At 39.0% G+C, this 24,412-nt stretch carries 16 protein-coding genes and 1 pseudogene; 4 read left to right on the top strand and 13 right to left on the bottom strand.

What is annotated here, in order from left to right; all coding sequences use genetic code 11:
- Positions 1 to 65 precede the first annotated feature (65 nt).
- The 4 genes and pseudogenes from guaB to A4G16_RS04040 form a co-directional block, all read right to left on the bottom strand.
- Positions 66 to 1,529 (bottom strand): IMP dehydrogenase, encoded by a 1,464-nt coding sequence (gene guaB / locus A4G16_RS04055; RefSeq protein WP_165888800.1) that lies wholly within the window; start codon positions 1,527 to 1,529, stop codon positions 66 to 68.
- 225 nt (positions 1,530 to 1,754) lie between these two features.
- A pseudogene (locus tag A4G16_RS04050) lies at positions 1,755 to 4,915 on the bottom strand (efflux RND transporter permease subunit).
- Between the two features lie 13 nt (positions 4,916 to 4,928).
- On the bottom strand, positions 4,929 to 6,134 hold the full coding sequence (locus A4G16_RS04045) for an efflux RND transporter periplasmic adaptor subunit (protein ID WP_165888799.1): 1,206 nt from the start codon (positions 6,132 to 6,134) through the stop codon (positions 4,929 to 4,931).
- Between the two features lie 20 nt (positions 6,135 to 6,154).
- The gene (locus tag A4G16_RS04040) at positions 6,155 to 6,727 is read right to left on the bottom strand and encodes a TetR/AcrR family transcriptional regulator (RefSeq protein ID WP_165888798.1); all 573 of its coding nucleotides are present in this window, start codon (positions 6,725 to 6,727) and stop codon (positions 6,155 to 6,157) included.
- Positions 6,728 to 6,968: 241 nt separating this feature from the next.
- Between A4G16_RS04040 and A4G16_RS04035 the strand changes: the two genes are divergently transcribed.
- Together A4G16_RS04035 and A4G16_RS04030 are read left to right on the top strand one after the other, a co-directional pair.
- Entirely contained in the window at positions 6,969 to 7,190 is a 222-nt protein-coding gene (locus A4G16_RS04035) for a DUF1414 domain-containing protein (RefSeq protein WP_042802974.1), read from the top strand.
- 1 nt (position 7,191) lies between these two features.
- Positions 7,192 to 8,928 carry a DUF3413 domain-containing protein gene (locus A4G16_RS04030; protein WP_165888797.1) on the top strand — a complete coding sequence of 579 codons (1,737 nt, stop codon included), beginning with the start codon at positions 7,192 to 7,194 and terminating at the stop codon, positions 8,926 to 8,928.
- A 219-nt stretch (positions 8,929 to 9,147) separates the two neighbouring features.
- Here A4G16_RS04030 and rpsI read toward each other — a convergent pair whose 3' ends face one another.
- Both rpsI and rplM read right to left on the bottom strand, forming a co-directional pair.
- Positions 9,148 to 9,543 (bottom strand): 30S ribosomal protein S9, encoded by a 396-nt coding sequence (gene rpsI / locus A4G16_RS04025; protein WP_025217229.1) that lies wholly within the window; start codon positions 9,541 to 9,543, stop codon positions 9,148 to 9,150.
- A gap of 15 nt (positions 9,544 to 9,558) precedes the next feature.
- Complete coding sequence (gene rplM, locus A4G16_RS04020; RefSeq protein WP_005596850.1) at positions 9,559 to 9,987, bottom strand: 50S ribosomal protein L13; 429 nt, start codon at positions 9,985 to 9,987, stop codon at positions 9,559 to 9,561.
- Positions 9,988 to 10,281: 294 nt separating this feature from the next.
- Between rplM and A4G16_RS04015 the strand changes: the two genes are divergently transcribed.
- Entirely contained in the window at positions 10,282 to 10,674 is a 393-nt protein-coding gene (locus A4G16_RS04015) for a YhcB family protein (RefSeq protein ID WP_165889896.1), read from the top strand.
- A 48-nt stretch (positions 10,675 to 10,722) separates the two neighbouring features.
- On the opposite strand, the gene glnD is transcribed toward A4G16_RS04015, so the two are convergent.
- The gene (gene glnD, locus A4G16_RS04010) at positions 10,723 to 13,287 is read right to left on the bottom strand and encodes a bifunctional uridylyltransferase/uridylyl-removing protein GlnD (protein WP_165888796.1); all 2,565 of its coding nucleotides are present in this window, start codon (positions 13,285 to 13,287) and stop codon (positions 10,723 to 10,725) included.
- Positions 13,288 to 13,410: 123 nt separating this feature from the next.
- On the opposite strand from glnD, the gene A4G16_RS04005 reads away from it, so the two are divergent.
- Positions 13,411 to 14,388: a calcium/sodium antiporter gene (locus tag A4G16_RS04005; protein WP_165888795.1), complete on the top strand. Its 978-nt coding sequence runs from the start codon at positions 13,411 to 13,413 to the stop codon at positions 14,386 to 14,388.
- 54 nt (positions 14,389 to 14,442) lie between these two features.
- On the opposite strand, the gene serC is transcribed toward A4G16_RS04005, so the two are convergent.
- The 6 genes from serC to A4G16_RS03975 form a co-directional block, all read right to left on the bottom strand.
- Complete coding sequence (gene serC / locus A4G16_RS04000) at positions 14,443 to 15,525, bottom strand: 3-phosphoserine/phosphohydroxythreonine transaminase (RefSeq protein ID WP_165888794.1); 1,083 nt, start codon at positions 15,523 to 15,525, stop codon at positions 14,443 to 14,445.
- Positions 15,526 to 15,790: 265 nt separating this feature from the next.
- Positions 15,791 to 17,215, bottom strand: a complete 1,425-nt coding sequence (lpdA, locus tag A4G16_RS03995) for a dihydrolipoyl dehydrogenase (protein WP_165888793.1) — start codon at positions 17,213 to 17,215, stop codon at positions 15,791 to 15,793.
- A 70-nt stretch (positions 17,216 to 17,285) separates the two neighbouring features.
- Positions 17,286 to 19,151 carry a pyruvate dehydrogenase complex dihydrolipoyllysine-residue acetyltransferase gene (aceF, locus tag A4G16_RS03990; protein WP_165888792.1) on the bottom strand — a complete coding sequence of 622 codons (1,866 nt, stop codon included), beginning with the start codon at positions 19,149 to 19,151 and terminating at the stop codon, positions 17,286 to 17,288.
- 143 nt (positions 19,152 to 19,294) lie between these two features.
- On the bottom strand, positions 19,295 to 21,952 hold the full coding sequence (gene aceE / locus A4G16_RS03985; RefSeq protein ID WP_165888791.1) for a pyruvate dehydrogenase (acetyl-transferring), homodimeric type: 2,658 nt from the start codon (positions 21,950 to 21,952) through the stop codon (positions 19,295 to 19,297).
- Between the two features lie 405 nt (positions 21,953 to 22,357).
- Complete coding sequence (gene pyrD / locus A4G16_RS03980; RefSeq protein ID WP_165888790.1) at positions 22,358 to 23,374, bottom strand: quinone-dependent dihydroorotate dehydrogenase; 1,017 nt, start codon at positions 23,372 to 23,374, stop codon at positions 22,358 to 22,360.
- 76 nt (positions 23,375 to 23,450) lie between these two features.
- Positions 23,451 to 24,401, bottom strand: a complete 951-nt coding sequence (locus A4G16_RS03975) for a ribose-phosphate pyrophosphokinase (RefSeq protein ID WP_027074667.1) — start codon at positions 24,399 to 24,401, stop codon at positions 23,451 to 23,453.
- Positions 24,402 to 24,412 lie beyond the last annotated feature (11 nt).

The following is a 24,412-nucleotide window of genomic DNA, read 5'->3' as shown; positions in this document are numbered from 1 at the left end:
ATTTTAGCAAAAATTTGCAATTTAAAAGTTTGTAGGGGCGAAAAATTTTTCGCCCTTTTACATTATTACCCCATACGATAATTTGGTGCTTCTTTAGTAATAGTGACATCATGAACATGCGATTCCTTAATACCTGCACCGCTGATACGTACAAACTGGGCTTTAGTACGTAATTCTTCAATGGTCGCACAGCCGGTTAAGCCCATACAAGAACGTAATCCGCCCATTTGTTGATGGATAATTTCTTTTAATAAGCCTTTGTATGGAATACGGCCCTCTATGCCTTCCGGTACTAATTTATCGGCGGCGTTGTCAGATTGGAAATAGCGGTCTGAAGATCCTTTGCTCATCGCACCAAGTGAACCCATTCCACGGTAAGATTTAAATGCTCTGCCTTGGTAAAGCTCAATTTCACCCGGTGCTTCTTCCGTGCCGGCGAACATTGAACCGACCATTACACAACTTGCACCTGCCGCAATCGCTTTAGAAATATCGCCTGAGTAGCGAATACCACCATCAGCGATTACCGGAATACCACGATCTTTTAACGCCGCTGCTGCATCAGCAATCGCGGTAATTTGTGGTACACCGACACCTGTTACGATACGGGTGGTACAAATTGAGCCCGGGCCGATCCCCACTTTTACTGCACTTGCACCGGCATCTGCTAACGCAATAGCCCCTTCGGCAGTGGCTACGTTGCCTGCCACAATCGGTAAGTTTGGATATTTTGCACGAGTTTCACGTACACGTTGTAAAACACCTTCTGAGTGACCATGTGATGAATCGATTAATAGTACATCCACGCCTGCTTTTACTAACGCATCAATACGCTCTTCATTACCCGGTCCGGCTCCTACCGCCGCTCCAACACGCAAGCGACCAAGTTCATCTTTGCAGGCGTTCGGCTTGCTTTCTGCTTTTTGGTAATCTTTTAAGGTGATCATCCCTTTTAATTTAAATTCATCATTCACCACTAATACTTTTTCTACACGGTGTTCGTGCATTAAGTGGAAGATTTCATCACGGCTTGCCCCTTCTTTCACCGTCACCAAACGCTCTTTTGGGGTCATAAATTCACGCACGGTTTTGCTTAAATCGCTCACAAAGCGAGTGTCGCGACCGGTGATAATACCCACTAAATTTTGGTTTTCATCTACCACAGGATAACCTGCAAAGCCATTTTGCTTCACGAGCTTGGCTAATTCTGCAAGGGTAATATTTGGAGAAACGGTTACAGGTTCAGACACAATGCCGCTTTCAAATTTTTTCACTTTACGCACACGATCAGCTTGGCGCTCAACTGACATATTTTTGTGGATAAAGCCGATACCGCCTTCTTGAGCAAGGGAAATCGCTAGCTTAGTTTCAGTAACGGTATCCATAGCAGCTGAAAGCATCGGAATATTTAAGCGGATTGTTTTAGTCAGTTGAGTTGAAAGATCTGCGGTATTTGGAAGCACCGTTGAATGTGCCGGGACGAGAAGAACATCATCAAAAGTGAGTGCTTCTTGTTTGATACGTAACATTGCAATTATTCCTTAAAAAGTGATTAAAATGAAAAAACTGTATTGGAAAATTGCGAGCGGATTATACAGATGAATACGGATATTGTAAATAGGCAAACGTTTACGTGCATAAGAAAAACACGAACAAGCGGTTAAATATTATATTTATTTTGCAAAAAATTGGACATTTTTAACCGCTTGTTCATTAATAAAAAAGGCGTATTACTACGCCCTTTTCATCTATAGTTATGCTTGTTTTATTGTCGGGAGATATTTTTCCTCATCAAACTCACGTAATGGTTTATGCTCTTGTCCTAAGAAAGTGTAAATAACAGGTAACACGAATAAGGTAAAGAGTGTACCAATTGCAAGTCCTGCAACAATGACCATTCCCATACTAAAGCGGGCAATTGCACCTGCCCCAACGGCAAAGAGTAATGGAATCAAGCCGGCAATCATAGCAGCGGTTGTCATCATAATTGGGCGTAAACGAATAGTCGCCGCGTGGAAAATAGCTTCATGGCGTGATTTACCATGGAGTAACTGCTCTTCTTTTGCCACTTCACACATTAAAATACCATGTTTGGTAATTAAGCCAACCAACGTTATCAAACCTACTTGTGAGTAGATATTTAAAGTATAGCCGGCAGTCCAAATACTATTGGCAAATGCCATCATATCTTTTGAACCTGTTCCTGCTGCAATACCCATAAATAAACCTTTCATCGCAGATGGAATATTCATGACTAATAATGCACCACTTACTGCTAACGGCACAGAAACCAAAATAACCAGTGGATCACGCCAAGATTCAAACTGAATCGCAAGTACAATATAGATAATCACAACCGCTAAGGCAAATGTCATTGCCATTGCGTTACCTTCTTGAATAAATTGACGAGACTCACCTCTAAAGTCATATTGATAACCTGTTGGTAACGTACTATCTAATTCTGCTTTTGCCCAGTTCACTGCATCGCCTATAGAACCTGATACTACCCCACCAATGGTCGCTGAATTTAATTGGCTCATACGTGGTAAGCTTGAAGGAGACGTTGTTAATTCCATTGTTACAAATGAACCTAATGGAATCGACTCACCACTTGCTGTTGTAACAAAGTAGTTCATTAAGTCTTCCGGATTTAAACGATCGTTACGCACCGCTTGGGAAACTATTGGATAAGCACGAGAATCGATATCTACCCGGGTAATGATTGCTCCGGATAAGAATGCCCCTAATGTGCCGCTTACTTGCTGCATAGTAACACCATAAGCACCCATTTTTTCACGGTCAAATTTCATATTCATGGTTGCCGTGTCAAATTTTAAATCCAGATTTGCGAAGAAGAACTGCCCTGAGGCTTGTGCTTTTTTCAAAAATTCTGAAGCCACTATTGCAAGCTTTTCATAGCTGTCGGCTGTAGTAATCACTAATGAGAATGGCAGTCCATTTTCACCGGTTGAGATTTCCGGAAATGCAATTGCATTTACATCCATTGCCACCACTTTTTTACCAATTGCCGCCACATCATTTGAAACTGCCGCTCGTTCACGGGAACGCTCATTCCAGTCTTTTAAGGCAATAATAGATAAGGCACTATTACCCCCACTGAATCCGGATACAGTCATGATAGAGGCTACTTCAGGTAATTTTGATACCTCTGCATCAAATGCCGATAATGCTTCTTGGGTGTAATCTAAATTGGTATTGGATGGTCCTTTAGAAATCCCCACCACAAAACCACGATCTTCTGTTGGTGCGACTTCACTCGAAAGCGAAGTAAATAAAAATGGAAGACTAGCAAAGATTAATACAGCAAAAAACAGCATAAAGCCGCGTACTGCCATAACACCACTTAGCATATTTGTGTAGCAGCTCGTCATTTTGTCTAATGAACGATGAACAAAACGCGCAAAGGCAGACTCTTTCCCTTCTTTATGCTCTTTCAATACACGACTAGACATCATTGGTGAAAGCGTTAATGCGGCAATACCGGAAATAAATACGGCGCCGGCAAGGGTTAAAGCAAACTCTTTAAAAAGTGTTCCTGTTACCCCTGTCATTAATGCCATCGGAGAATATACTGCTGCAAGTGTAATTGTCATTGAAATGACAGGTAAAGCAATTTCACGCGTACCAATAATAGCTGCATCAAACGGTGTTTTTCCTTCTTTAACGTGGCGTTCCACGTTTTCCAATACAACAATTGCATCATCTACTACTAAGCCAATTGCTAAAACTAAAGCAAGTAAAGTAAGAAGATTGATTGAAAAGCCAAACAGTTGAAGTAAGAATAATACCCCGATAAGTGAAATCGGAATCGTAATAACCGGTACAATCATCGCACGCAGAGATCCTAAGAATAGGATAATTACCACTAATACAATCACTGTTGCTTCTAAAATCGTACGAATAACTTCATTAATTGAGCTATCAATTGCAATGGTTTTATCGTAAACGATATCCCCCTGAATGCTATCCGGTAGATTTTTTACCACTTGCTCAAACATAGGGTAAATATCTTTTGCAACAGTCAGAGAGTTAGCTGTTGCAGCAACCGATACAGCAAGCACAACCGCTTCCTTACCACTTACCGTTGCTCTTGCGACATCTTGGAATTTATCTAATTCAACCGTTGCAATATCTTTCAGTTTAATCGTTCTGCCATCTGCTGTTGTTGAAACAGTGATTTGCTCTAATTCTTCGACAGAAGGCGTTGTTGATAAGACTTTATTTTTATAAACCGTATAATAACCGTTAGCATTGCCCGCGGCAGTTTGCAAGTTATTTGCACTAAGGGCAGATAATACAGCAGAAGTTTATTGCTTGCCATTTTATCCGGATCCAGCCAGATACGTAATCCAAATGTAGAGCCGTACACATCAACACTAGAAACACCATTTACGGTAAAGAATTGAGGCTTCACAACACGGTTAATATAGTCTGTTACCTGTGCAGTGTTAAGTTCATCCGAAATAAAACGAATATACATTAGCGCATCGTTTGAACCGGTTGAAACGCTAATAGATGGATCATCAATCCCTCTCGGTAAGTTAGAACGTACCGCATTTACTTTTGCTGAAATATCGGAAAGTGCTGCATTCGGATCAGTATTTAACTTCATTTTTGCCGTCACTGTCGTAGTACTCGGTGAGCTGGATGAAGTCATATAGTCAATATTATCCGCTTGAGCAACCGCTTCTTCCAACTGTGAGGTAACAAGTGCCTGCATTAAACTTGCATCTGCACCCGAATAGTTAACACTCACCGTTACAATAGAAACCGTCATCTCAGGATATTCACGCACCTGCAATTTCTCAATAGCCTGCAAGCCCAAAATAGTAATTAATAAGCTAATACAAACGGCTAAAACAGGGCGTTTAATAAAGATGTCAGTAAATTTCACTTAACCCACCTCATTATAGTTTGCTGTTTTTTGCTGGTGTTTCTACGCCGACAGCTTCAACATCTGAGACTTTTACAAGCGAATTATTATTTAATCGTTGTAAACCACCTGTAACAATTAAATCACCTGCTTTTACCCCTTTACTGAGTTGTGAATAATTACCTCTGCGATCACTAGTTTTTACTTCCACCTGTTTTGCTCGATACATTTTATTCACATCTAAACTCGGATTTTGGGCCGACATTTTCTTTACCATTTCTTTATCTTCATCTGATAAAGGCTTTAGCACATAAACGGTTTCACCATACATCGTATATGCCACTGCAATTTGCGGAACCACAATTTGCTCTTTTTGTGTTGGTAATGCCACATTTAAGCGAGCAAACATACCAGAGAGTAATTTATCTTGCCCTTCTTCAATTACCGCTTCTACATTGATTAAGCCGGTTAAGCGATCAACTGCAGGATCGATTGCAGCAATACGAGCAGGAAATGTTTGAGCCGGTAAAGCATCAATGACAGCTGTCACTTTCTGACCAACAGAAATATCTTCTAAATTCGTTTGAGGCAAAGTAAACCGTATTTTCATTGAAGATTGATCCTCAACACGTACAATCTCTGTACCCATTGTGATATATTGACCTACATTCACATTTACAATACCTGCAACACCACTAAAAGGCGCGTAAATTTGACGACGTTTAATAGTCGCACGTAACGCTTCAATATTTGCCAATAGCTGATTATACGTAGACTGTGCATTATCAAATTCTGCTTTTGATGCACTATTTGATGCAATTAAGTTACGATAGCGTTCATAATTTGCTTTAACTGTAGATAATTGAGCTTCTGAAGCCTTTAAATTAGCTATTTCAACACTACTATCAAATTCAACTAAAAGATCGCCTTTTTTCACCCGCTGTCCGGATGTAACCAACACTCGGCTTACTACTCCAGATGCTTCAGCACTTAACATTGCACCTTGATTAGGACGAATATAGCCCACAGCCGCAATCGCAGGTGTCCATTCCTGCGTAGTTACCTGCATAGCAGTTACATCACTGACAGATTCTGGCATATTAGCTGCAACTTCCGCTTTTTTCATCGCGCCGATTTTTTGTAATCCTACAATAGCTGTAAACACAACCAATACGATTAACAATGTGAGTACAATTAAAAACTTTCTGCCTTTTCCGGGCTTCTGTGTTTCAGTTGTCATATATTCTCCATAGAATAAATTTAAAATGTGATCGCTTTCCAAGTACGTAGAATGATTTCATCCAAATACTCTTCAAAATGCAACGTACTATTAAAGCGTTGTAAATAAAGAATATCGACTATAGTGCCGATACTTAATGAATACAGTAGCTCATTGGGTAAATCAGCAACAATTTTTTGCTTTTTACACTCCGTTGCAAATTCATTCCAAAATGATTTCTTATTATTGATTTCATTTCGAACAAGCTCGTCAAAACCTAAAATAGCTTTCCATTGATGAGCCAACTCTAAGTTGTCCAATAAGAAGGCCCATTTTCTGCGAACCGCTAGCTTATACTGTTCAAACAAATCAAGCTTAGGATTAAACACTAAGTCCATTTTGCGACAATAACGTTCAAAAAATTGACTCGTTAAAGAATGCAGTAAATCATCTTTAGTTTTAAAATAAAGGTACAGGGTGCCTGAAGCAATACCAGCTTCTTTAGCAATATTACGCATTGAAAGATTCTGAAGTCCTTCTCTTACAATAAGAACTTCAGTTGCCGACAATATTCGATTAACCATCTCTTCTTTCGGCTCAATTCGTCTAGACATTTCATCTCCTTTGTTCATAATGAACAAGCGTTCATTTTAGCTTTTTTTATAAAAAAATAAAGAAAAAAGATAATACAAAGCATCAATAAAAATACGGGCAAACAACTCTTTTTCTTGTACAAGCGGTACTTTTTTATTAAAACTTTGCAAAAATCATGCAAACAATAATCGCTAAAGCTACTTTCTGCCCATTTTTATGCTACTATTTACACCTAATTCCACTACTTATTTTTATTTAAATATGGCAACAAAATCGAAATACCATACTCAACAATTTGATAGCCTGTTAGCTGATCTCATTGTAACCATTGAAAAGCATAAGGCACCGGTAGATTTATCCTTAATGGCTTTAGGTAATATGGTTACAAATATTTTGTCGGAAAATATTTCAAATCCTGCTCAGCGTGAAGCCTTGGCAGATGCATTTTCAAACGCCTTAAAGCAATCACTAAAAACCAAATAATATGATCTTTCCACGCCTAAACGCTTTATTGCCAACCAATTCCCGACAATATCGGGAAGAAACCTCTCAACGTATTACTTGGGGTCATTGGTTTGCGCTCTTTAATATTGTTATGGCGTTATTAATTTCATCTCGTTATGCATTCAACGCAGATTGGCCTAATACCTTAATTGGCAAGCTTTATTTTTTCACCAGCCTGTTTGGCCATTTTAGCTTTGTGGTATTCTCAGCATTTTTATTACTCCTCTTTCCGCTAAGCTTTTTAATTAAAAATGATCGAACCTACCGTGGGCTTTCGGTGATTCTTGCCACCATCGGGCAAACTATATTATTAGTAGATACCGAGGTCTTTAAGCAATTTTATCTACATTTGTCACCACTTGTGTGGGATCTGTTAGTTAATCCGGAAGAAGGTGAACTAACACGAAAATGGCAACTCCTTTTTGTCCCAATGCCACTTATTTTGCTAGCAGAAATGCTTTATTCTCGTTGGTGTTGGCAAAAGCTACGCAGCTTTAGCCGCCAAAAATGGGGAAAATATGTTGCCTTCTTTTTCTTGGCCTGCTTTACCGCAACTCATCTAATTTATGCTTGGGCAGACATGAGTGCCTATCGCCCGATCACTGCACAGAGGGCTAACTATCCGTTATCCTACCCAATGACCGCCCGTAATTTTTTAGAAAAGCATGGCTTAATTGATAAAGAGGAATTTAATCAAGCACTTAAAGAAAGTGGACGTTTAGACACTTTCTATCTTAACTATCCTAAAAATCCACTAGTATTAACCAAACAGCCTAGCACCAATATTTTATTGATTAATCTCTCAGGCTTATCCAATGCTTCAATTAATGCTGAAGATATGCCTAAATTAACTGAAATCAGTCAACATTCCCACCGTTTTATGCAACATTATAGCAGTGGCGAAAATTCCTCTGCAGGTAGATTAGGCCTATTTTATAGTTTAAGTGGCCAATATTTAGATGCCGTACTGGCAGATAAAACTGCTTCTCCGTTAATTCAAATGGCAAGAAAAGCTAACTACCAATTGGGGCTATTCTCTCATAATGGATTTGCTGACCCCATCTACCATCAAGCTATATTTGCCGGTATTTTACTACCAACAGCGCATAGTAATGCAAGCACTATTTCGCAATGGAAAAACTGGATCTCAAGCCGTTCATTAGACAATCCGTTTTTCAGCTATTTGGATTTAAATATGCCTCATGCAAACACCCAGCAAGAACAATATAAATTATTAGATTGGCAATTCAATGAAATTTGGCAACATTTATCAAAAAATGCCATATTAGCGAATACTCTGGTAATTATCACCTCTGATATTGCTAATAGCCTTGAAAATGAAAATAGCTTTGACAGCAAAAATATCCATGTACCAATGATGTTCTATTGGCAAGGTGAGGGCAAAGAGTATAATTTCCTTTCCAGCCATCTTGATATTATGCCGACCTTACTTCATCAATTCTTTGGGGTACAAAATCCATTAAGTGATTATGCACAAGGGATAGATTTAACTTCAAAAAATCAACGTATTTGGGTTTCTGCCTCAAACCACCGGTGGAATGTTGCTATTATGCCCGATGGAGAACAATATCAAATCGACCGCAAAGGTCAGTTTAAACACTTTAACAAACAGGGTCAACATGAAAAGGACAGCCGTCCACCACTTGCTCTATTCCTACAGATGATTCAGCAAAGCAATCAATTTATTGAGAAATAAGCACATAAAAGTCTTAAGCACAATAAGTACAAGCGGTTATATTTTGAGGGTTTCTTGCAAATATCTCAAAATGTAACCTTTTTTATTCATGCATATAATATGAAAAATTTGCATTTCTGCTATAGAAAATATGAACGGAGTACTTTAAAGGAAAAACAAAAAGAAAGGATTAAAAAGATAAAAGGCAGGAAATCCTGCCTTTTGAAAACGAAAATAAAATTAACGTTTTGAGTATTGTGGACGACGACGTGCTTTGTGTAAACCCACTTTTTTACGTTCAACACGACGAGCATCACGAGTAACAAAGCCCGCTGCACGTAACGCTGGACGTAAAGTCTCATCGTATTCCATTAATGCACGTGTGATACCATGGCGGATCGCACCTGCTTGACCAGAAATACCACCACCAGTTACAGTGATGTATAAATCTAATTTATCTGTTAACTCAACTAATTCTAACGGTTGACGTACGATCATACGTGAAGTTTCACGACCGAAGTAAACTTCTAAAGAACGTTGGTTGATGGTGATATTACCACTGCCCGGTTTGATAAATACACGAGCTGAAGAGCTTTTGCGGCGACCTGTGCCGTAGTTTTGATTTGCTGCTGTCATTTTTCTGCTCCGTGATTAGATGTCTAAAACTTGTGGTTGTTGTGCAGCGTGGTTATGTTCGTTACCTGCGTAAACTTTTAATTTACGGAACATTTCACGACCTAAAGGACCTTTAGGTAACATACCTTTAACTGCGATCTCGATCACTGCTTCTGGACGACGTGCAATCATTTCTTTGAAGGTTGCATCTTTGATACCACCTACGTAGCCAGTGTGCCAGTAGTAGATTTTATCAGTTTCTTTTTTGCCTGTTACTGCTACTTTCTCCGCATTGATAACGATGATGTAATCACCTGTATCTACATGTGGAGTATATTCAGCTTTATGTTTACCGCGTAAGCGACGTGCTAATTCAGTAGCTAAACGACCTAAAGTTTTACCTGTCGCATCTACTACATACCAGTCACGTTTAACTGTTTCTGGTTTTGCTACAAAAGTTTTCATTAATTAAATACCAATATTTAAAGTTTATAACCCAATTCCTCTAAAGGAATTACCTATATGACGGTAAGAATTCAACCCCTTCGAGTCAATTCTGACCAAACTTATTTGGCGGGAAAATCCAAATAAAACAGGGTGGCAGAATTATACAGATAATTAAGGCAAAAATCTAATATTTTTTATACTTCTTCCGAAAAATTGAATCTATATCACATTTTAATCATTTGGAGCTTTCCAAACAAAAAATGAAATGTTAAAAATAGCGTAAATTAATTCACTTCACATAAGGAGTTTATGATGGAACAATGGACGATTGATGTTTGGGCTGCCATCGGTGCAGCATTTATTGTGGGAGCTGTAATCGGTTGCACTATGGTTCGGGTATTCCATAGTGGTGTAAAAAAACAACATGATTTAGAACAGCAACTCAAACAAACCAAAACCGTTGTAGAAGAGCAAAAACAGAAATTGGAGCAACATTTTGAACAATCTGCTCAACTGCTTTCAACCTTAGCAACGGACTATAAAAAACTTTATGCTCATTTAGCGCAAAGTTCAGAGCAATTACTACCGGAAACAGCTAAAATCGAGTTTTTCCAGCAAGCTCAGCTCTCTGTCAAAACAGAAAAAACGGAAGAAGATCAACCTAGAGATTATTCTGAAGGTTCCTCAGGCTTACTGAAATCGTAAATTTTATTAAAAAATCACCGCTTGTTATCTCAAGATAACAAGCGTTTTTTATTCACTATCTAATTCTCTTATGATCGCCTCTTTAAGAGCAAGCTGTTGTTGTTCTGATAAAGCTTTTCCATCAGAGGTACTAACAACAAAGAAATCCTCTACTCTTTCACCAATAGTCGTAATTTTAGCATTAATCAAATTTAAATTAAGCTGATTAAAAATATAGCCAACATGAGCTAATAAGCCGTCTCTATCTAAGGTAAACAGCTCAAACGCAGTCTGTGTCTGCGATGATTGCTCTAAAAAGCGTACTCTGGTTTTCCGTTTAAAAGGCAAATGTTTAACCGGCTTTTTCACAAATTTAGCTGTCTTTTGTGGTGTTTCTAACATTTTAAGCAATGCTTGTTGAATTTGAACACACCTTTCTTCAGTTAGATCCATTCCATTACTGTCTGTAACAATAAAACTATCTAGCACTAAACCATTTTCGGCAGTAATGATCTGTGCATCATGAATACTGATTTTCTTCTGGCTAAGTAATTGAGCTATACGAGCAAATAATTGTGATTGGTCTTGACAGCAGACAAAAATTTCTGTCCCTCCTCGTGCATGCTCATTACTGACCAATACCATAGGAATATGGGCTTTTTTCACATAATTTAACGCATGCCAGACAAGCTGTGTCGGTTTATTACGTAAAAAATAGCTTTCCGGGCAAGGCTGCCAAAATTCGGTTAATATTTTCCTCTCGCCTGCTGAAAGCATAAATTTCATTAACTCTAAGGCTTGGAAACGATGCTCTCTTGCCACTGCTTTATAATCCAAGTTCTCAGCCAACTGCTGTAAAGTAAATTGATATAACTGGGTAAAAAGTGAAAGTTTCCAATCATTCCACAAGCTTTCACTGGTCGCACAAATATCAGCAACCGTTAAACAAAGTAGAGAAGACAAAGCGGTCTGATTTTGCACTTTTTTTGCAAATGCTTTTACTACTATAGAATCGTGAATGTCACGTCGCTGTGCAGTAATCGACATTGTTAAATGTTCTTCCACCAGCCATACCATATAATCAGTTTCAGATTGGTTAAAACGATGCAATTCGGCAAATTGACGCATATCTTCTGCCCCTACTTTTGCATGATCTCCTTCCCTGCCTTTTGCAATATCGTGAAAGAGTGCAGCGATATAGATCAACGGTCTATTATCCATAAGCTGAGCAAATAAAGTATTACAAAGAGGAAAAACCGATCCTTTTGGTGATTCACTGAAACGTTCCAAATTCAGCATTACCCGTACAGTGTGTTCATCAACCGTGTAAATATGGAACAAGTCAAATTGCATCAGCCCCTCAATGCCTTTCCATTGTGGTAAATACGCATTTAAAAATCCCAATTGGTGCATCGGCACAATAGCACGGCTGACTACTTTTGGTTGGGCAAATAGCTGTACAAATCGCTCTCGCATTTCAGGTTTTAAGCAGAGTGATGTTTCTTGCTGTTGTAAACATAAACGCAACTGGCGCAAGGTATCTGCTGAGGCGGTTAAATGCGGGAAGTTTGTTAAATGAAAAAACAGTTCCAGCATCGCCATCGGTGCTCGCTTGAATACTTTACGATCTTCGATAAAAATCATTTGATTTTGTTGATAAAAATGCTGATCAAGCGGTTGTTTTTCACCTATTTTTTGCAAATTCAATAAATGGGTTTGCTCAAAGCCATTAAGGATGAGCTGGCTTAGTTGAGAAATAGATTTTGTGGCTTGAAAGTAATCTCGCATCATCCTTTCAACGGCTTGATTCCCTTCACCTTGATAACCTAAAAATTCGCTGAGTTGTAGCTGTCTATCAAATCTCAAACGGTTATCGTAACGTTTGAGCTGCAAATGAAGTGCAAAACGCATACGAAAAAGCACCGCTTGTGCTGCAACTAATTCGGTATATTCTTCTGAATACAGCACCCCTTTATTCAGCAAATCTAAAAAGGAATAAACCCCATAATGGCGAAGCATAATCCAAGAGAGTAAATTCAGATCACGCAAACCGCCGGGACTGTATTTTAAATCCGGTTCAAGGTTGTAGCTAGTGTTGTGATAACGCTCATAACGTTCATTTTTTTCATCAATTTTTGCCTTAAAAAAAGCGTTAATTTCCCAAAAATCAGGTTGATATAAGGCTGATTTCAAACTAAGCCATAATGGCTGGTTACCAAACAAAAATCGCCCTTCGAGCATATTGGTCGCAACTGAGATTTCGTTTTTACCGATTTCAAGACATTCCTCCACGGTACGAATGCTTGTGCCTAATTGTAGTTTACTATCCCAAAGCAAATTAAAGAGCTTGTTTAGGGTTTGCTGTGTAGCTTCATCAAGTGGCTTTTCAGTTAACACTAAAATATCTAAATCCGACAATGGAAACATTTCCTCGCGCCCATACCCTCCAACTGCAATTAAAGCTAAATCACTACGTTTTGCCAGACCATAGGCGTGCCATAATTCAACCAATAGCCCATCATAAAAGCGACTACGCTCAGCAATTAATTGGAGCACATCTGTAGTTTGAAATTCCGATCTCTGCTTTTCCATAAACTCAGCAAGCAGCTGTTTTAAGTCATTATTGTTTTTCATCTTGCCATCATCTTTGCACTTCCCAAATTTACAAAATAATAGGGGATTTAGCCGCCTTTGCCTATATTTATTTTTTTTCCGAAGATATAATAAAAGCCCATTTTCTAGCCAAGAGGATAATTTATGACACTTGCATTAGCTGCTATTATTGGTGGCTTAATTCTTTTAGTTTGGAGTGCAGATCGCTTTGTTGAAGGAGCAGCTTGCGCGGCACACCACTTTGGCATGACTCCCCTTTTAATTGGTATTGTGGTAATTGGTTTCGGCACATCTGCACCTGAAATGATTGTATCAGCCTCTTCTGCATTAAGCGGCTCACCAGGTATCGCACTTGGGAATGCCTATGGTTCTAATATCACTAATATCGCACTGATTTTAGGATTTACTGCCATAATTAAACCATTATTGGTGCATTCTGATGTAATTAAAAAAGAATTACCTATTTTAATCGTAGTAACCGCACTTTCAGCTTATCTTGTTTACGATACAAATATCACTCGAGTCGATGCAATTATTTTACTTGCTGTGTTCACTGCCTATATGATTTGGACAGTATTTAGCGCAATGCGAAATAAAAATGATCCTCTCATTAGTGATGTTAATGCCGAATTAAATGCGATTCCACAAATGACATTAGGTAAATCCGTTATGTGGTTAGTGGTCGGGCTAGTGCTTTTAATCGTAAGTTCCCAATTTTTGGTATGGGGAGCCGTTGAGGTTGCTAAATTCTTTGGCGTAAGTGACTTAGTTATTGGATTAACTATTGTGGCAGTCGGGACTTCATTACCCGAATTAGCTTCATCTATTGCAGCAGCACGTAAAGGCGAGGTTGATTTAGCCTTAGGTAACATCATTGGTTCTAACTTATTTAACACGCTAGCTGTAGTAGGTATTGCCGGAGCTATTCAGCCAATGCAAGCGGCTCCTGAAGTATTCTCACGTGATATTCTAATGATGTCTGCTTTAACTCTATTGTTATTCTTAATATGTATTAATCTATACCGCAGACCGGAAGGGGGAAGAATTAACCGCTTAGAAGGGCTTTTACTCTTTATTACTTATATCGGCTATAATTTCTATCTATTTAAAACTGCAATTTAACCCCCTTAAATGATAAGAGCCACTAATTCGTGGCTCTTCGATTATCTGCTGAAATTAGGCATGACGGTTTTCAAAGTCTTGCATAAATTTGATTAAGGCTTCAACACCCTCAATCGGCATTGCGTTATAAATTGAGGCCCGCATACCACCTAACACTTTATGCCCTTTCAGAGCGTGTAAACCACAAGCGGTCGCTTCTGCCACAAATTTTGCATTTAACTCATCATTCCCTGTTGTAAAAGTCACATTCATTAATGAACGGTTTTCTTTTGCGACAACGTTGTAATAAAATTTAGAATTATCCAAATAATCATACAATAAGCCGGCTTTAGCTAGATTACGTTTTTCTACTTCCGTTAATCCACCCTCCGCTAACAAATGCTTGAACACTAAAGAGCAGAGATACCATGCAAATGTAGGAGGTGTGTTAATCATAGAATCTGCATCACGCTGAACGGCATAGTCCCAAATTGACGGTGTATCCTTACGGGCATTGCTGATTAAATCATCACGAATAATGACAATAGTAATGCCCGCCGGGCCTAGATTTTTCTGAGCTCCCGCATAAATCATACCAAATTTACTGATATCAATGCCACGAGATAAAATATCTGACGACATATCTGCTACTAATGGAGTGCTTCCAACATTCGGAATCTCAAAAATTTCCACACCACTGATGGTTTCATTGGTGCAATAGTGAACATAATCATACTGCTGGGCAATATCACTAAAATCTAAGCGATTCACTTTCAATTCAGGTTCAGTATCCAAAATATTAATTTCATCAATTTCTGTGAAATTTCGGGCTTCTTTTGCTGCACTTGCAGACCAATGCCCTGAATTTAAATAAAGTGCCTTGCCTTTTTTACCGATTAAATTCATCGGAATCGCTGCAAACTGCCCTCTTGCCCCACCTTGTAAAAACAGAATGCGATAATTATCCGGTACATGATAAAGCCGGCGTAAATCAGCTTCTGACTGTTCTGCCAGCTCGATAAATAACTTACCACGATGGCTCACTTCCATTACCGATGTGCCTTGATTAAGCCAATTTAATAATTCGTTTTGTGCGTGTTCCAACACTTTTTTCGGCATCATCGCCGGACCGGCACTAAAGTTATAGACTTCTGTCATTGTTCACCTCTTGTATTAACTATATTGATGGTATTCTATCCGAAAAATAGTGGAATACTAGAGGTAGATTTGAAAAAACTTCAAGATTGTATTGTGGTATGAAAGGAAGTTAAGACAGCTATTTTATGAAAATAACAAGTGACATCTGAGTTTATATAAAGACAACCTTTTTCAATATTTTCACTTTAAAAGTAATCAAGCGGTTGGTTTTTGCAAAAAATTCACAAAAATCAACCGCTTGTCTCTATTTCACGATTTGCTTAAATTAGCGTTTTTTCGCTTTTGCGTTTGGTAAGTCTGTGATAGAACCTTCAAACACTTCTGCGGCTAATCCAACAGATTCATGTAATGTTGGGTGAGCGTGGATAGTTAATGCGATATCTTCAGCATCACAACCCATTTCAATTGCAAGACCGATTTCACCTAACAATTCACCGCCGTTGCTACCTACAATAGCGCCACCTAATAAACGATGGGTGTCTTTATCGAAGATTAACTTGGTCATACCTTCTGAACATTCAGACGCGATAGCACGACCTGAAGCAGCCCAAGGGAATTTAGCCACTTCATAATTTAAGCCTTCTTGCTTACACTCTTTCTCTGTTTTGCCTACCCAAGCAACTTCAGGCTCAGTATAAGCAATTGACGGGATCACTTTTGGATCAAAGTAGTGTTTTTGTCCTGCAATCACCTCTGCAGCAACATGTCCTTCATGTACACCTTTGTGTGCTAACATTGGCTGACCGACAATATCACCGATCGCGAAAATATGCGGAACGTTAGTACGCATTTGTTTATCTACACGAATGAAACCACGCTCATCTACTTCAACGCCCGCTTTACCTGCATCAATCAATTTACCGTTTGGCACACGACCGATTGCAACTAATACCGCATCGTAACGTTTAGTGTCGTTACATGCTTTGCCTTCCATTGAAACATAGATACCGTCATCTTTCGCTTCAACTGCTGTCACTTTAGTTTCAAGCATTAACTTGAATTTTTTCTCGATTTGTTTAGTGTAAATCGCCACAACATCTTTATCAGCCGCAGGAATTACTTGGTCGAACATCTCAACCACTTCCACTTCTGAACCTAATGCGTTGTAAACGGTACCCATTTCTAAACCGATGATACCACCACCCATTACAAGTAATTTTTTCGGAATTTCTTTTAATTTAAGGGCATCAGTTGAATCCCAGATACGTGGATCTTCATGTGGGATGAACGGTAATTGAATTGGACGAGAACCCGCTGCAATAATTGCATTATCAAATTTTATTGTGGTCGGGTTACCATCACGATCACGAGCGACTAAAGTATTCGGATCAGTAAATGCTGCTAAACCTTCTACCACAGTTACTTTACGTGCTTTAGCCATGCCCGCTAAACCACCGGTTAATTTAGAAACAACTGCTTCTTTACCCGCACGTACTTTATCTAAATCGATTGTCGGTTCACCAAATGTAATACCATTGTGAACGGCATGTTTTGCTTCTTCTAATACTTTAGCAACATGTAATAAAGCTTTAGATGGAATACAACCAACGTTTAAACAAACACCACCTAATGTTGAGTAACGCTCAACGATCACCGTTTCTAAACCTAAGTCTGCACAGCGGAATGCCGCAGAATAACCCGCAGGGCCTGCACCTAACACAACTACTTGCGTTTTAATTTCTTTGCTCATATTTGCCTCAATTTGCTCTACAAGCGGTCATATTTACAAAAAAATTTGCAAAAACAACCGCTTGTTAAAATTACATTACTAAACGACGAATGTCTGCTAATACAGCATTAATGTAAGATAAGAATCTTGCACCATCAGCACCATCAATCACTCGGTGATCGAATGATAATGATAATGGCAGCATTAAACGCGGCTCAAATTCTTTACCATTCCAAACAGGACTCATATCAGAACGAGATACGCCTAAAATCGCTACTTCCGGAGCATTCACAATTGGTGTGAAGTGAGTTGTACCAATACCACCCAAGCTGGAGATAGTGAAACATCCACCTTGCATATCTGCTGCAGTTAATTTACCGTCACGCGCTTTTTTAGACACTTCCATCAATTCACGTGAAAGTTCGATAATGCCTTTTTTGTTCACATTTTTGAATACAGGCACCACTAAGCCGTTTGGCGTATCCACTGCTACACCGATATTGATGTATTTTTTCAGCGTTAATTTTTGACCATCTTCAGAAATTGAGCTATTGAAACGAGGGAAAGCTTCTAATGCTTTCGCCACTGCTTTCATAATGAATACCACAGGTGTGATCTTCACATCTAATTTTTGTTTTTCAGCCAGTTTATTTTGCTCTTTACGGAAGTTTTCTAACTCAGTAATGTCCGTACGGTCAAAGTGAGTTACATGTGGAATCATTACCCAGTTACGGTGTAAATTTGCACCTGAAATTTTGTTGATACGGCTTAATTCAACTTCTTCAATTTCACCAAATTTGCTGAAATCTACTTTCGGCCATGGTAATAAACCTAAGCCTGCACCATTTGCCACACCGTTACCCGCTGCTGCAGAAGCCGTGCCACCAGCTTTTTCAAATACTTGAACCGCAGTTTTCACATAAGCTTGAATATCTTCTTTAACGATACGACCTTTACGACCGGTACCTTTTACTTTATCTAAATTTACGCCAAATTCACGAGCTAAACGACGGATAACTGGTGTTGCGTGGGCATAACCTGCACTTGCAACCACTTGCTCTTGGCTTAAGCCAGATTCGCCAGCAGTTGATTTCGTAGATGGAGCTGGTGCTGCCGCAGTAGCCGGAGCGGCTGCCGGCGCTGAACCTGCCACTTCAAAACGCATAATCAATGAACCGGTTTTCACTTTATCGCCAACATTGATTAAGATCTCTTTTACTACACCGGCAACCGGAGCAGGCACTTCCATAGAAGCTTTATCGCCTTCTACGTTGATGATTGATTGATCAACTTCAACCGTATCGCCCACTTTAACCATAATTTCAGTTACATTGACTTCATCACCACCAATATCCGGTACGTTTACATCTTGCACAGATGCCGTCGCAGGAGCTGCTGCTTGAGCAACCGGCGCTGCTTCTGCTGTTGGAGCAGCCGCACCCGTTGAGAATTTCATAATCAATGAGCCGGTAGATACCTTATCGCCAACATTGATTAAAATTTCAGTTACTACACCTGCAAATGGTGCCGGTACTTCCATAGAGGCTTTATCACCTTCAACATTGATGATTGATTGTTCTGCAGAAACCGAATCACCTACTTTAACCATAATTTCGGTTACGTTTACTTCATCGCCACCGATATCCGGTACATTTACTTCAACGATTGCTGATTGAGCCGCAGGTGCTGAAGTCGATTCTGCTGCTTGTGGAGCCGGTGCAGCATCTGCGCTTTCTAATTCTAACATTGGCGTGCCGGTAGTTACTTTATCGCCTACTTTAACTAAAATCGCTTTTACTACGCCGGCTTCCGGAGAAGGAACTTCCATAGAAGCTTTATCACCTTCTACATTGATAATACTTTGGTCAACAGATACTGTATCACCAACTTTAACCATTACTTCGGTTACGCTAACTTCATCGCCACCGATATCTGGGATATTAATTTGTTTTGCCATTTTGGTAATCCTTTCTTTATGCAAGCGGTTAAATTTTACAATTTTTTGCACATAACCACCGCAATACTAAAGACACTAATGCGTCAGAAAATTTAATGCATTATTAGGTAGAGCAATGATATGCCCTACCTTGAATATTTTGATTATGCGTATAATGGGTTAATACGATCTACATTTAAACCAAATTTCGCGATAGCATCTGCAACAACTTTAGTTTCAATTGTGCCTTCTTTCGCTAATTGAGTTAATGCTGCAACAACTACATAACGCTCATCTACTTCAAAATGCTCACGTAAGTTTGCACGGCTGTCTGAACGCCCGAAACCGTCTGTACCTAATACATGGTAGTGTTTGCTTGGTACATACGCACGAATTTGCTCTGCGTAAAGTTTCATATAGTCAGTTGAAGCAACAGTTGGTAAATCTTTCAACACTTGTGCAACATAAGGAACACGTGGTGTCTCAGTTGGGTGTAATAAATTCCAACGAGCCACATCCGCACCGTCACGACCTAATTCGTTGAATGATGGTGCTGAGAATACATCCGCAGTTACACCGTAGTCATTCGCAAGAATTTGTGCCGCTGCACGCACATGACGCATAATCGCACCTGAGCTTAATAATTGAACGTGTCCTTTTCCTTTACCCTCAACGGTTTCAAATTTGTATAAACCTTTACGGATACCTTCTTCTGCACCTGCAGGCATTGCCGGCTGTTCAGTAACTTCGTTTAATGTAGTGATGTAATAGAAGATGTCTTCTTGTTTTTCACCATACATACGGTTAATACCATCTTGAACAATCACTGCAACCTCAAATGCGAATGCCGGATCATAAGTGACACAGTTAGGAATTACACCTGCTTGAATATGACTATGACCATCTTCGTGTTGTAAGCCTTCGCCGTTTAAAGTTGTACGACCAGAAGTACCACCGATCATAAAGCCACGTGCTAATTGGTCACCAGCTAACCACATCATATCGCCTACACGTTGGAAACCAAACATTGAGTAGTAGATAAAGAATGGAATCATCGGTAGGTTGCTGACAGAATAAGATGTCGCTGCCGCTACCCAAGAAGCTGTTGCACCTAATTCGTTGATACCTTCTTGTAATACTTGACCATCTGTCGCTTCACGGTAGTAAGCTACTAAATCACGGTCTGATGGCACATAGTTTTGACCATGTGGATTGTAAATACCGATTTGACGGAATAAGCCTTCCATACCAAAAGTACGAGCTTCATCAGCGATAATTGGAACAATTTGTTTACCGATATTTTTATCTTTTAATAGCGTATTTAGTACACGAGAGAATGCCATTGTGGTTGAAATGCCACGTGGTTGCTCATCTAATAACGCCTGGAATTCAGATAACTCCGGCACTTTGAAATCAACTGTAAATTTCGGTTGACGTACAGGCACGTAACCGTTTAATGCTTTACGTTTACCATGTAAGTAGTTGTACTCTTCCGAACCTTCAGGGAATTGTACATAATCTAAGTTTTCAACTTGCTCATCTGTTAATGGTAATTCAAAGTAGTCACGGAAGCCTTTTAAGCTTTCTAATGACATTTTTTTCGATTGGTGAGCGGTATTTTTACTTTCTGCCTCAGGAATACGGTAGCCTTTTACTTGGTGTGCTAAGATCACAACTGGTTTATCTGATTTTTGTGCTTTAGCATAAGCCGCATAAAGTTTCTCAGAATCATGAGCTCCACGACGTAATGCCCAGATCTCATCATCTGTCATATCAGCCACTAATGCCGCTGTTTCAGGATAACGACCGAAGAAGTGTTCACGAACATAAGCACCATTTTTAGACTTAAAGGTTAAGTAGTCACCATCAACAACTTCCATCATTAATTGGCTTAATTTACCTGTAGTATCCTTGGCAAATAATTTATCCCATGAGCTACCCCATAAGACTTTAATTACTTCCCAACCTGCACCGGTAAATAATGCTTCTAATTCTTGAACGATTTTACCGTTACCGTTTACAGGACCATCTAAACGCTGTAAGTTACAACTGATGGTGAAAATTAAGTTATTTAATTTTTCACGTCCTGCAAATGATAATGCACCTTTAGATTCAATTTCATCCATCTCACCATCGCCTAAGAATGCATAGACTTTTTGAGCTGAAGTATCTTTTAGACCACGGTTCTCCAAATATTTTAAGAAGCGAGCTTGGTAGATTGCATTAACAGGACCTAAACCCATAGATACTGTTGAGAATTGCCAGAATTCAGGCATTAATTTAGGGTGCGGATAAGAAGAAAGACCATCAACAAAAGCCTCTTGACGGAAATTATCCATTTGTTCGGCTGTAATACGTCCTTCTAAAAATGCACGACCATACATACCCGGGGCAGCGTGACCTTGGAAGAATACTAAATCGCCGCCATCTTTTTCTGTAGGTGCTCTAAAGAAGTGATTAAAACACACTTCATACATTGTTGCAGCCGATTGGAATGTTGAAATATGACCACCTAAGTCAAGATCTTTTTTCTGACTACGTAAAACCGCTGCAATTGCGTTCCAACGTACGGCAGAACGAATACGACGTTCGATTTTATGATCACCCGGGTAGGCAGGCTGTTCTGAAACAGGAATCGTATTCACATAATCAGTTGTAACACCTGTTGGCAATGCAACACCGCCAGCTCGAGCTTGGCTGATAACTTGTTCAACGATAAATTGCGCTCGTTCTACGCCTTCTTCACGAATTAATGAATCAAGTGATTCTAACCAATCTTGAGTTTCGATTGGATCTACGTCATTTTTCAAGTTCTCTGACATAGTATTCTTCCTTATATTGATGATTGAGGTAATAAATAACAAAATATTAACAATTTTTGTTTGTTTGATGATTTTTAGACCATTTTCTGCCAAAAAAATTTTTTATTTACCGATTATTTCAGCTTCAAATGTATTTGAGAAAATCTTAAAATCATTTCTAAAAACACATTATCTATTTGATTTTTAAACACTTTTTATTGGTTTTATAAAATTTGTTTAAATTTTGTAGATAAATTTGCAGTGCAAGATAACAAAAATAGCTAAATTTGTCTATTTTTGCTAAAAGGTAAATTAGAGCAAATGACACTTAATTTGCTAAAAATAAAGCAAGAAATGCTGTTTTTATCTAATAATAGACAATAAAACTTATCTTAAATTCAGTTAAAGTAGCGTATTTCTCACTATTTATAAGGTTTTTATTAACTTTACATTTTTGGCAAGAGCTTGAATCAAAGATGGTCCTTGATAAATCATTGCAGAATAGACTTGCAATAAACTCGCACCTGCATCAATTTTCTCCTGACCACTTTCAACAGAGTGAATCCCTCCACTACCGATAATAGGTACCTTCCCCTTCAATTCCTGTGACAGTCTTGAAATCAATCGAGTGCTTAATTCATTTAAGGGCTTACCGCTTAAACCACCTTGCTGCTCGGCATGTGTCAGGCCTGCTATTGTATCTCGAGAGAGTGTAGTATTCCCGGCAATTACCCCATCAATTTGGTGACGAAGTAAACTATCGGAGACCGAATCAATCTCTTCATCATTCAGATCAGGGGCAATTTTTAATACAAGCGGTTTATATTTGGTAAATTTTTGCGAAAGTTGAGCTTGTTCATGTTTCAAGTTCTTCAGTAACTCATCTAATGCTTCACCATATTGCAAACTACGTAAATTTTTTGTATTGGGTGACGATATATTCACTGTTATATAATCCGCATATTCATATACTTTTCGTAAACAAATCTGATAGTCATCCCAACTTTTCTCGATAGGTGTAACGGCATTTTTGCCGATATTAATGCCTAAAATACCGTCATACCTTGACTTCTTGACATTTTCAACAAGCACATCTACCCCATAATTATTAAAACCATTACGATTAATAATACCTTCTGCTTCAAGAACTCTGAATTGGCGCGGTTTTGGATTTCCATCCTGCGCTAATGGCGTAACCGTCCCCACTTCAATAAAGCCAAAACCCAATTTACCAAACCCATCAATTGCCTCGCCATTTTTATCCGCCCCGGCAGCCAAGCCGATTGGATTTTTAAATTTTAGCCCCATTACTTCTGTCGGATTATTAGGAACAGGTAGCAAAGAGAAAGGCAATTTCCCTATTAAAGAAAGAGCTTGAATTGAGAATTGATGTGCATTTTCTGCATCAAGAGAAAACAGTACTTTTCGAATTAAAGAATACATAAAATATAATATTTACCTAAAGATTTAACATATAAAAAAGCCCAATCTTTCGACCGGGCTCCTTAATTAAATACATTTATGCGTCAAACATAGCAGAAATTGACTCTTCATTGCTAATACGGCGAATAGCTTCAGCAAGCATTCCAGATAATGTTAAAACACGAACTTTATTCAATGCTTTAATCTCATTTGATAACGGAATAGTATCTGTTACCACAACTTCATCTAATGCAGGATTTGCTAAGTTTTGAGCTGCTGTGCCAGAGAAAACAGCATGAGTTGCATAAGCAAACACACGTCGAGCACCACGCTCTTTTAATGCTTCAGCCGCTTTCACTAAAGTACCACCGGTATCAATCATATCATCAACTAAAATACAATCACGATCAGCCACATCACCGATGATATGCATTACTTGGGAAACATTTGCTTTTGGACGACGTTTATCAATAATTGCCATATCAGTATCATTTAATAATTTCGCCACTGCACGAGCACGCACTACCCCGCCAATATCCGGTGAAACAACGATAGGATTGACTAAGTCTGACTTCTTCAAAATATCATCAATCAGTACAGGTGAACCAAAAACGTTATCAACAGGAACATCAAAGAAGCCTTGGATTTGCTCAGCATGTAAGTCACAGGTCAAGACTCTATCAACACCTACGCTTGATAGAAAATCCGCAATCACCTTAGCTGTAATCGGCACACGGGCTGAACGCACACGACGATCTTGACGGGCATAGCCAAAATAAGGAATAACCGCAGTAATACGACCGGCTGAAGCACGGCGTAAGGCATCAACCATAACAATCAATTCCATTAAATTATCATTAGTCGGTGCACAAGTTGATTGCACAATGAAAATGTCGCCCCCACGCACATTTTCGTTAATTTGCACTTGAATTTCACCATCACTAAAACGACCAACGATTGCATTTCCTAAAGAAGTATAAAGATGTTTTGCAATACGATTAGCAAGTTCCGGAGTGGCGTTTCCCGCAAACAGTTTAATATCTGACATGAATTGATCCT

This window comes from Mannheimia granulomatis, assembly GCF_011455695.1.
Classification (GTDB): Bacteria; Pseudomonadota; Gammaproteobacteria; order Enterobacterales; family Pasteurellaceae; genus Mannheimia; species Mannheimia granulomatis_A.
Note: the sequence above shows the minus strand (reverse complement) of the source record. Positions and strands in the feature narration are given on the sequence as shown.

What these genes read in the sequence shown, in the direction of transcription:
- guaB (WP_165888800.1), bottom strand. Translation starts at nt 1,529, where the DNA reads ATGTTACGTATCAAACAAGAAGCACTCACTTTTGATGATGTTCTTCTC.
- A4G16_RS04045 (WP_165888799.1), bottom strand. Translation starts at nt 6,134, where the DNA reads ATGACAACTGAAACACAGAAGCCCGGAAAAGGCAGAAAGTTTTTAATT.
- A4G16_RS04040 (WP_165888798.1), bottom strand. Translation starts at nt 6,727, where the DNA reads ATGTCTAGACGAATTGAGCCGAAAGAAGAGATGGTTAATCGAATATTG.
- A4G16_RS04035 (WP_042802974.1), top strand. Translation starts at nt 6,969, where the DNA reads ATGGCAACAAAATCGAAATACCATACTCAACAATTTGATAGCCTGTTA.
- A4G16_RS04030 (WP_165888797.1), top strand. Translation starts at nt 7,192, where the DNA reads ATGATCTTTCCACGCCTAAACGCTTTATTGCCAACCAATTCCCGACAA.
- rpsI (WP_025217229.1), bottom strand. Translation starts at nt 9,543, where the DNA reads ATGACAGCAGCAAATCAAAACTACGGCACAGGTCGCCGCAAAAGCTCT.
- rplM (WP_005596850.1), bottom strand. Translation starts at nt 9,987, where the DNA reads ATGAAAACTTTTGTAGCAAAACCAGAAACAGTTAAACGTGACTGGTAT.
- A4G16_RS04015 (WP_165889896.1), top strand. Translation starts at nt 10,282, where the DNA reads ATGGAACAATGGACGATTGATGTTTGGGCTGCCATCGGTGCAGCATTT.
- glnD (WP_165888796.1), bottom strand. Translation starts at nt 13,287, where the DNA reads ATGAAAAACAATAATGACTTAAAACAGCTGCTTGCTGAGTTTATGGAA.
- A4G16_RS04005 (WP_165888795.1), top strand. Translation starts at nt 13,411, where the DNA reads ATGACACTTGCATTAGCTGCTATTATTGGTGGCTTAATTCTTTTAGTT.
- serC (WP_165888794.1), bottom strand. Translation starts at nt 15,525, where the DNA reads ATGACAGAAGTCTATAACTTTAGTGCCGGTCCGGCGATGATGCCGAAA.
- lpdA (WP_165888793.1), bottom strand. Translation starts at nt 17,215, where the DNA reads ATGAGCAAAGAAATTAAAACGCAAGTAGTTGTGTTAGGTGCAGGCCCT.
- aceF (WP_165888792.1), bottom strand. Translation starts at nt 19,151, where the DNA reads ATGGCAAAACAAATTAATATCCCAGATATCGGTGGCGATGAAGTTAGC.
- aceE (WP_165888791.1), bottom strand. Translation starts at nt 21,952, where the DNA reads ATGTCAGAGAACTTGAAAAATGACGTAGATCCAATCGAAACTCAAGAT.
- pyrD (WP_165888790.1), bottom strand. Translation starts at nt 23,374, where the DNA reads ATGTATTCTTTAATTCGAAAAGTACTGTTTTCTCTTGATGCAGAAAAT.
- A4G16_RS03975 (WP_027074667.1), bottom strand. Translation starts at nt 24,401, where the DNA reads ATGTCAGATATTAAACTGTTTGCGGGAAACGCCACTCCGGAACTTGCT.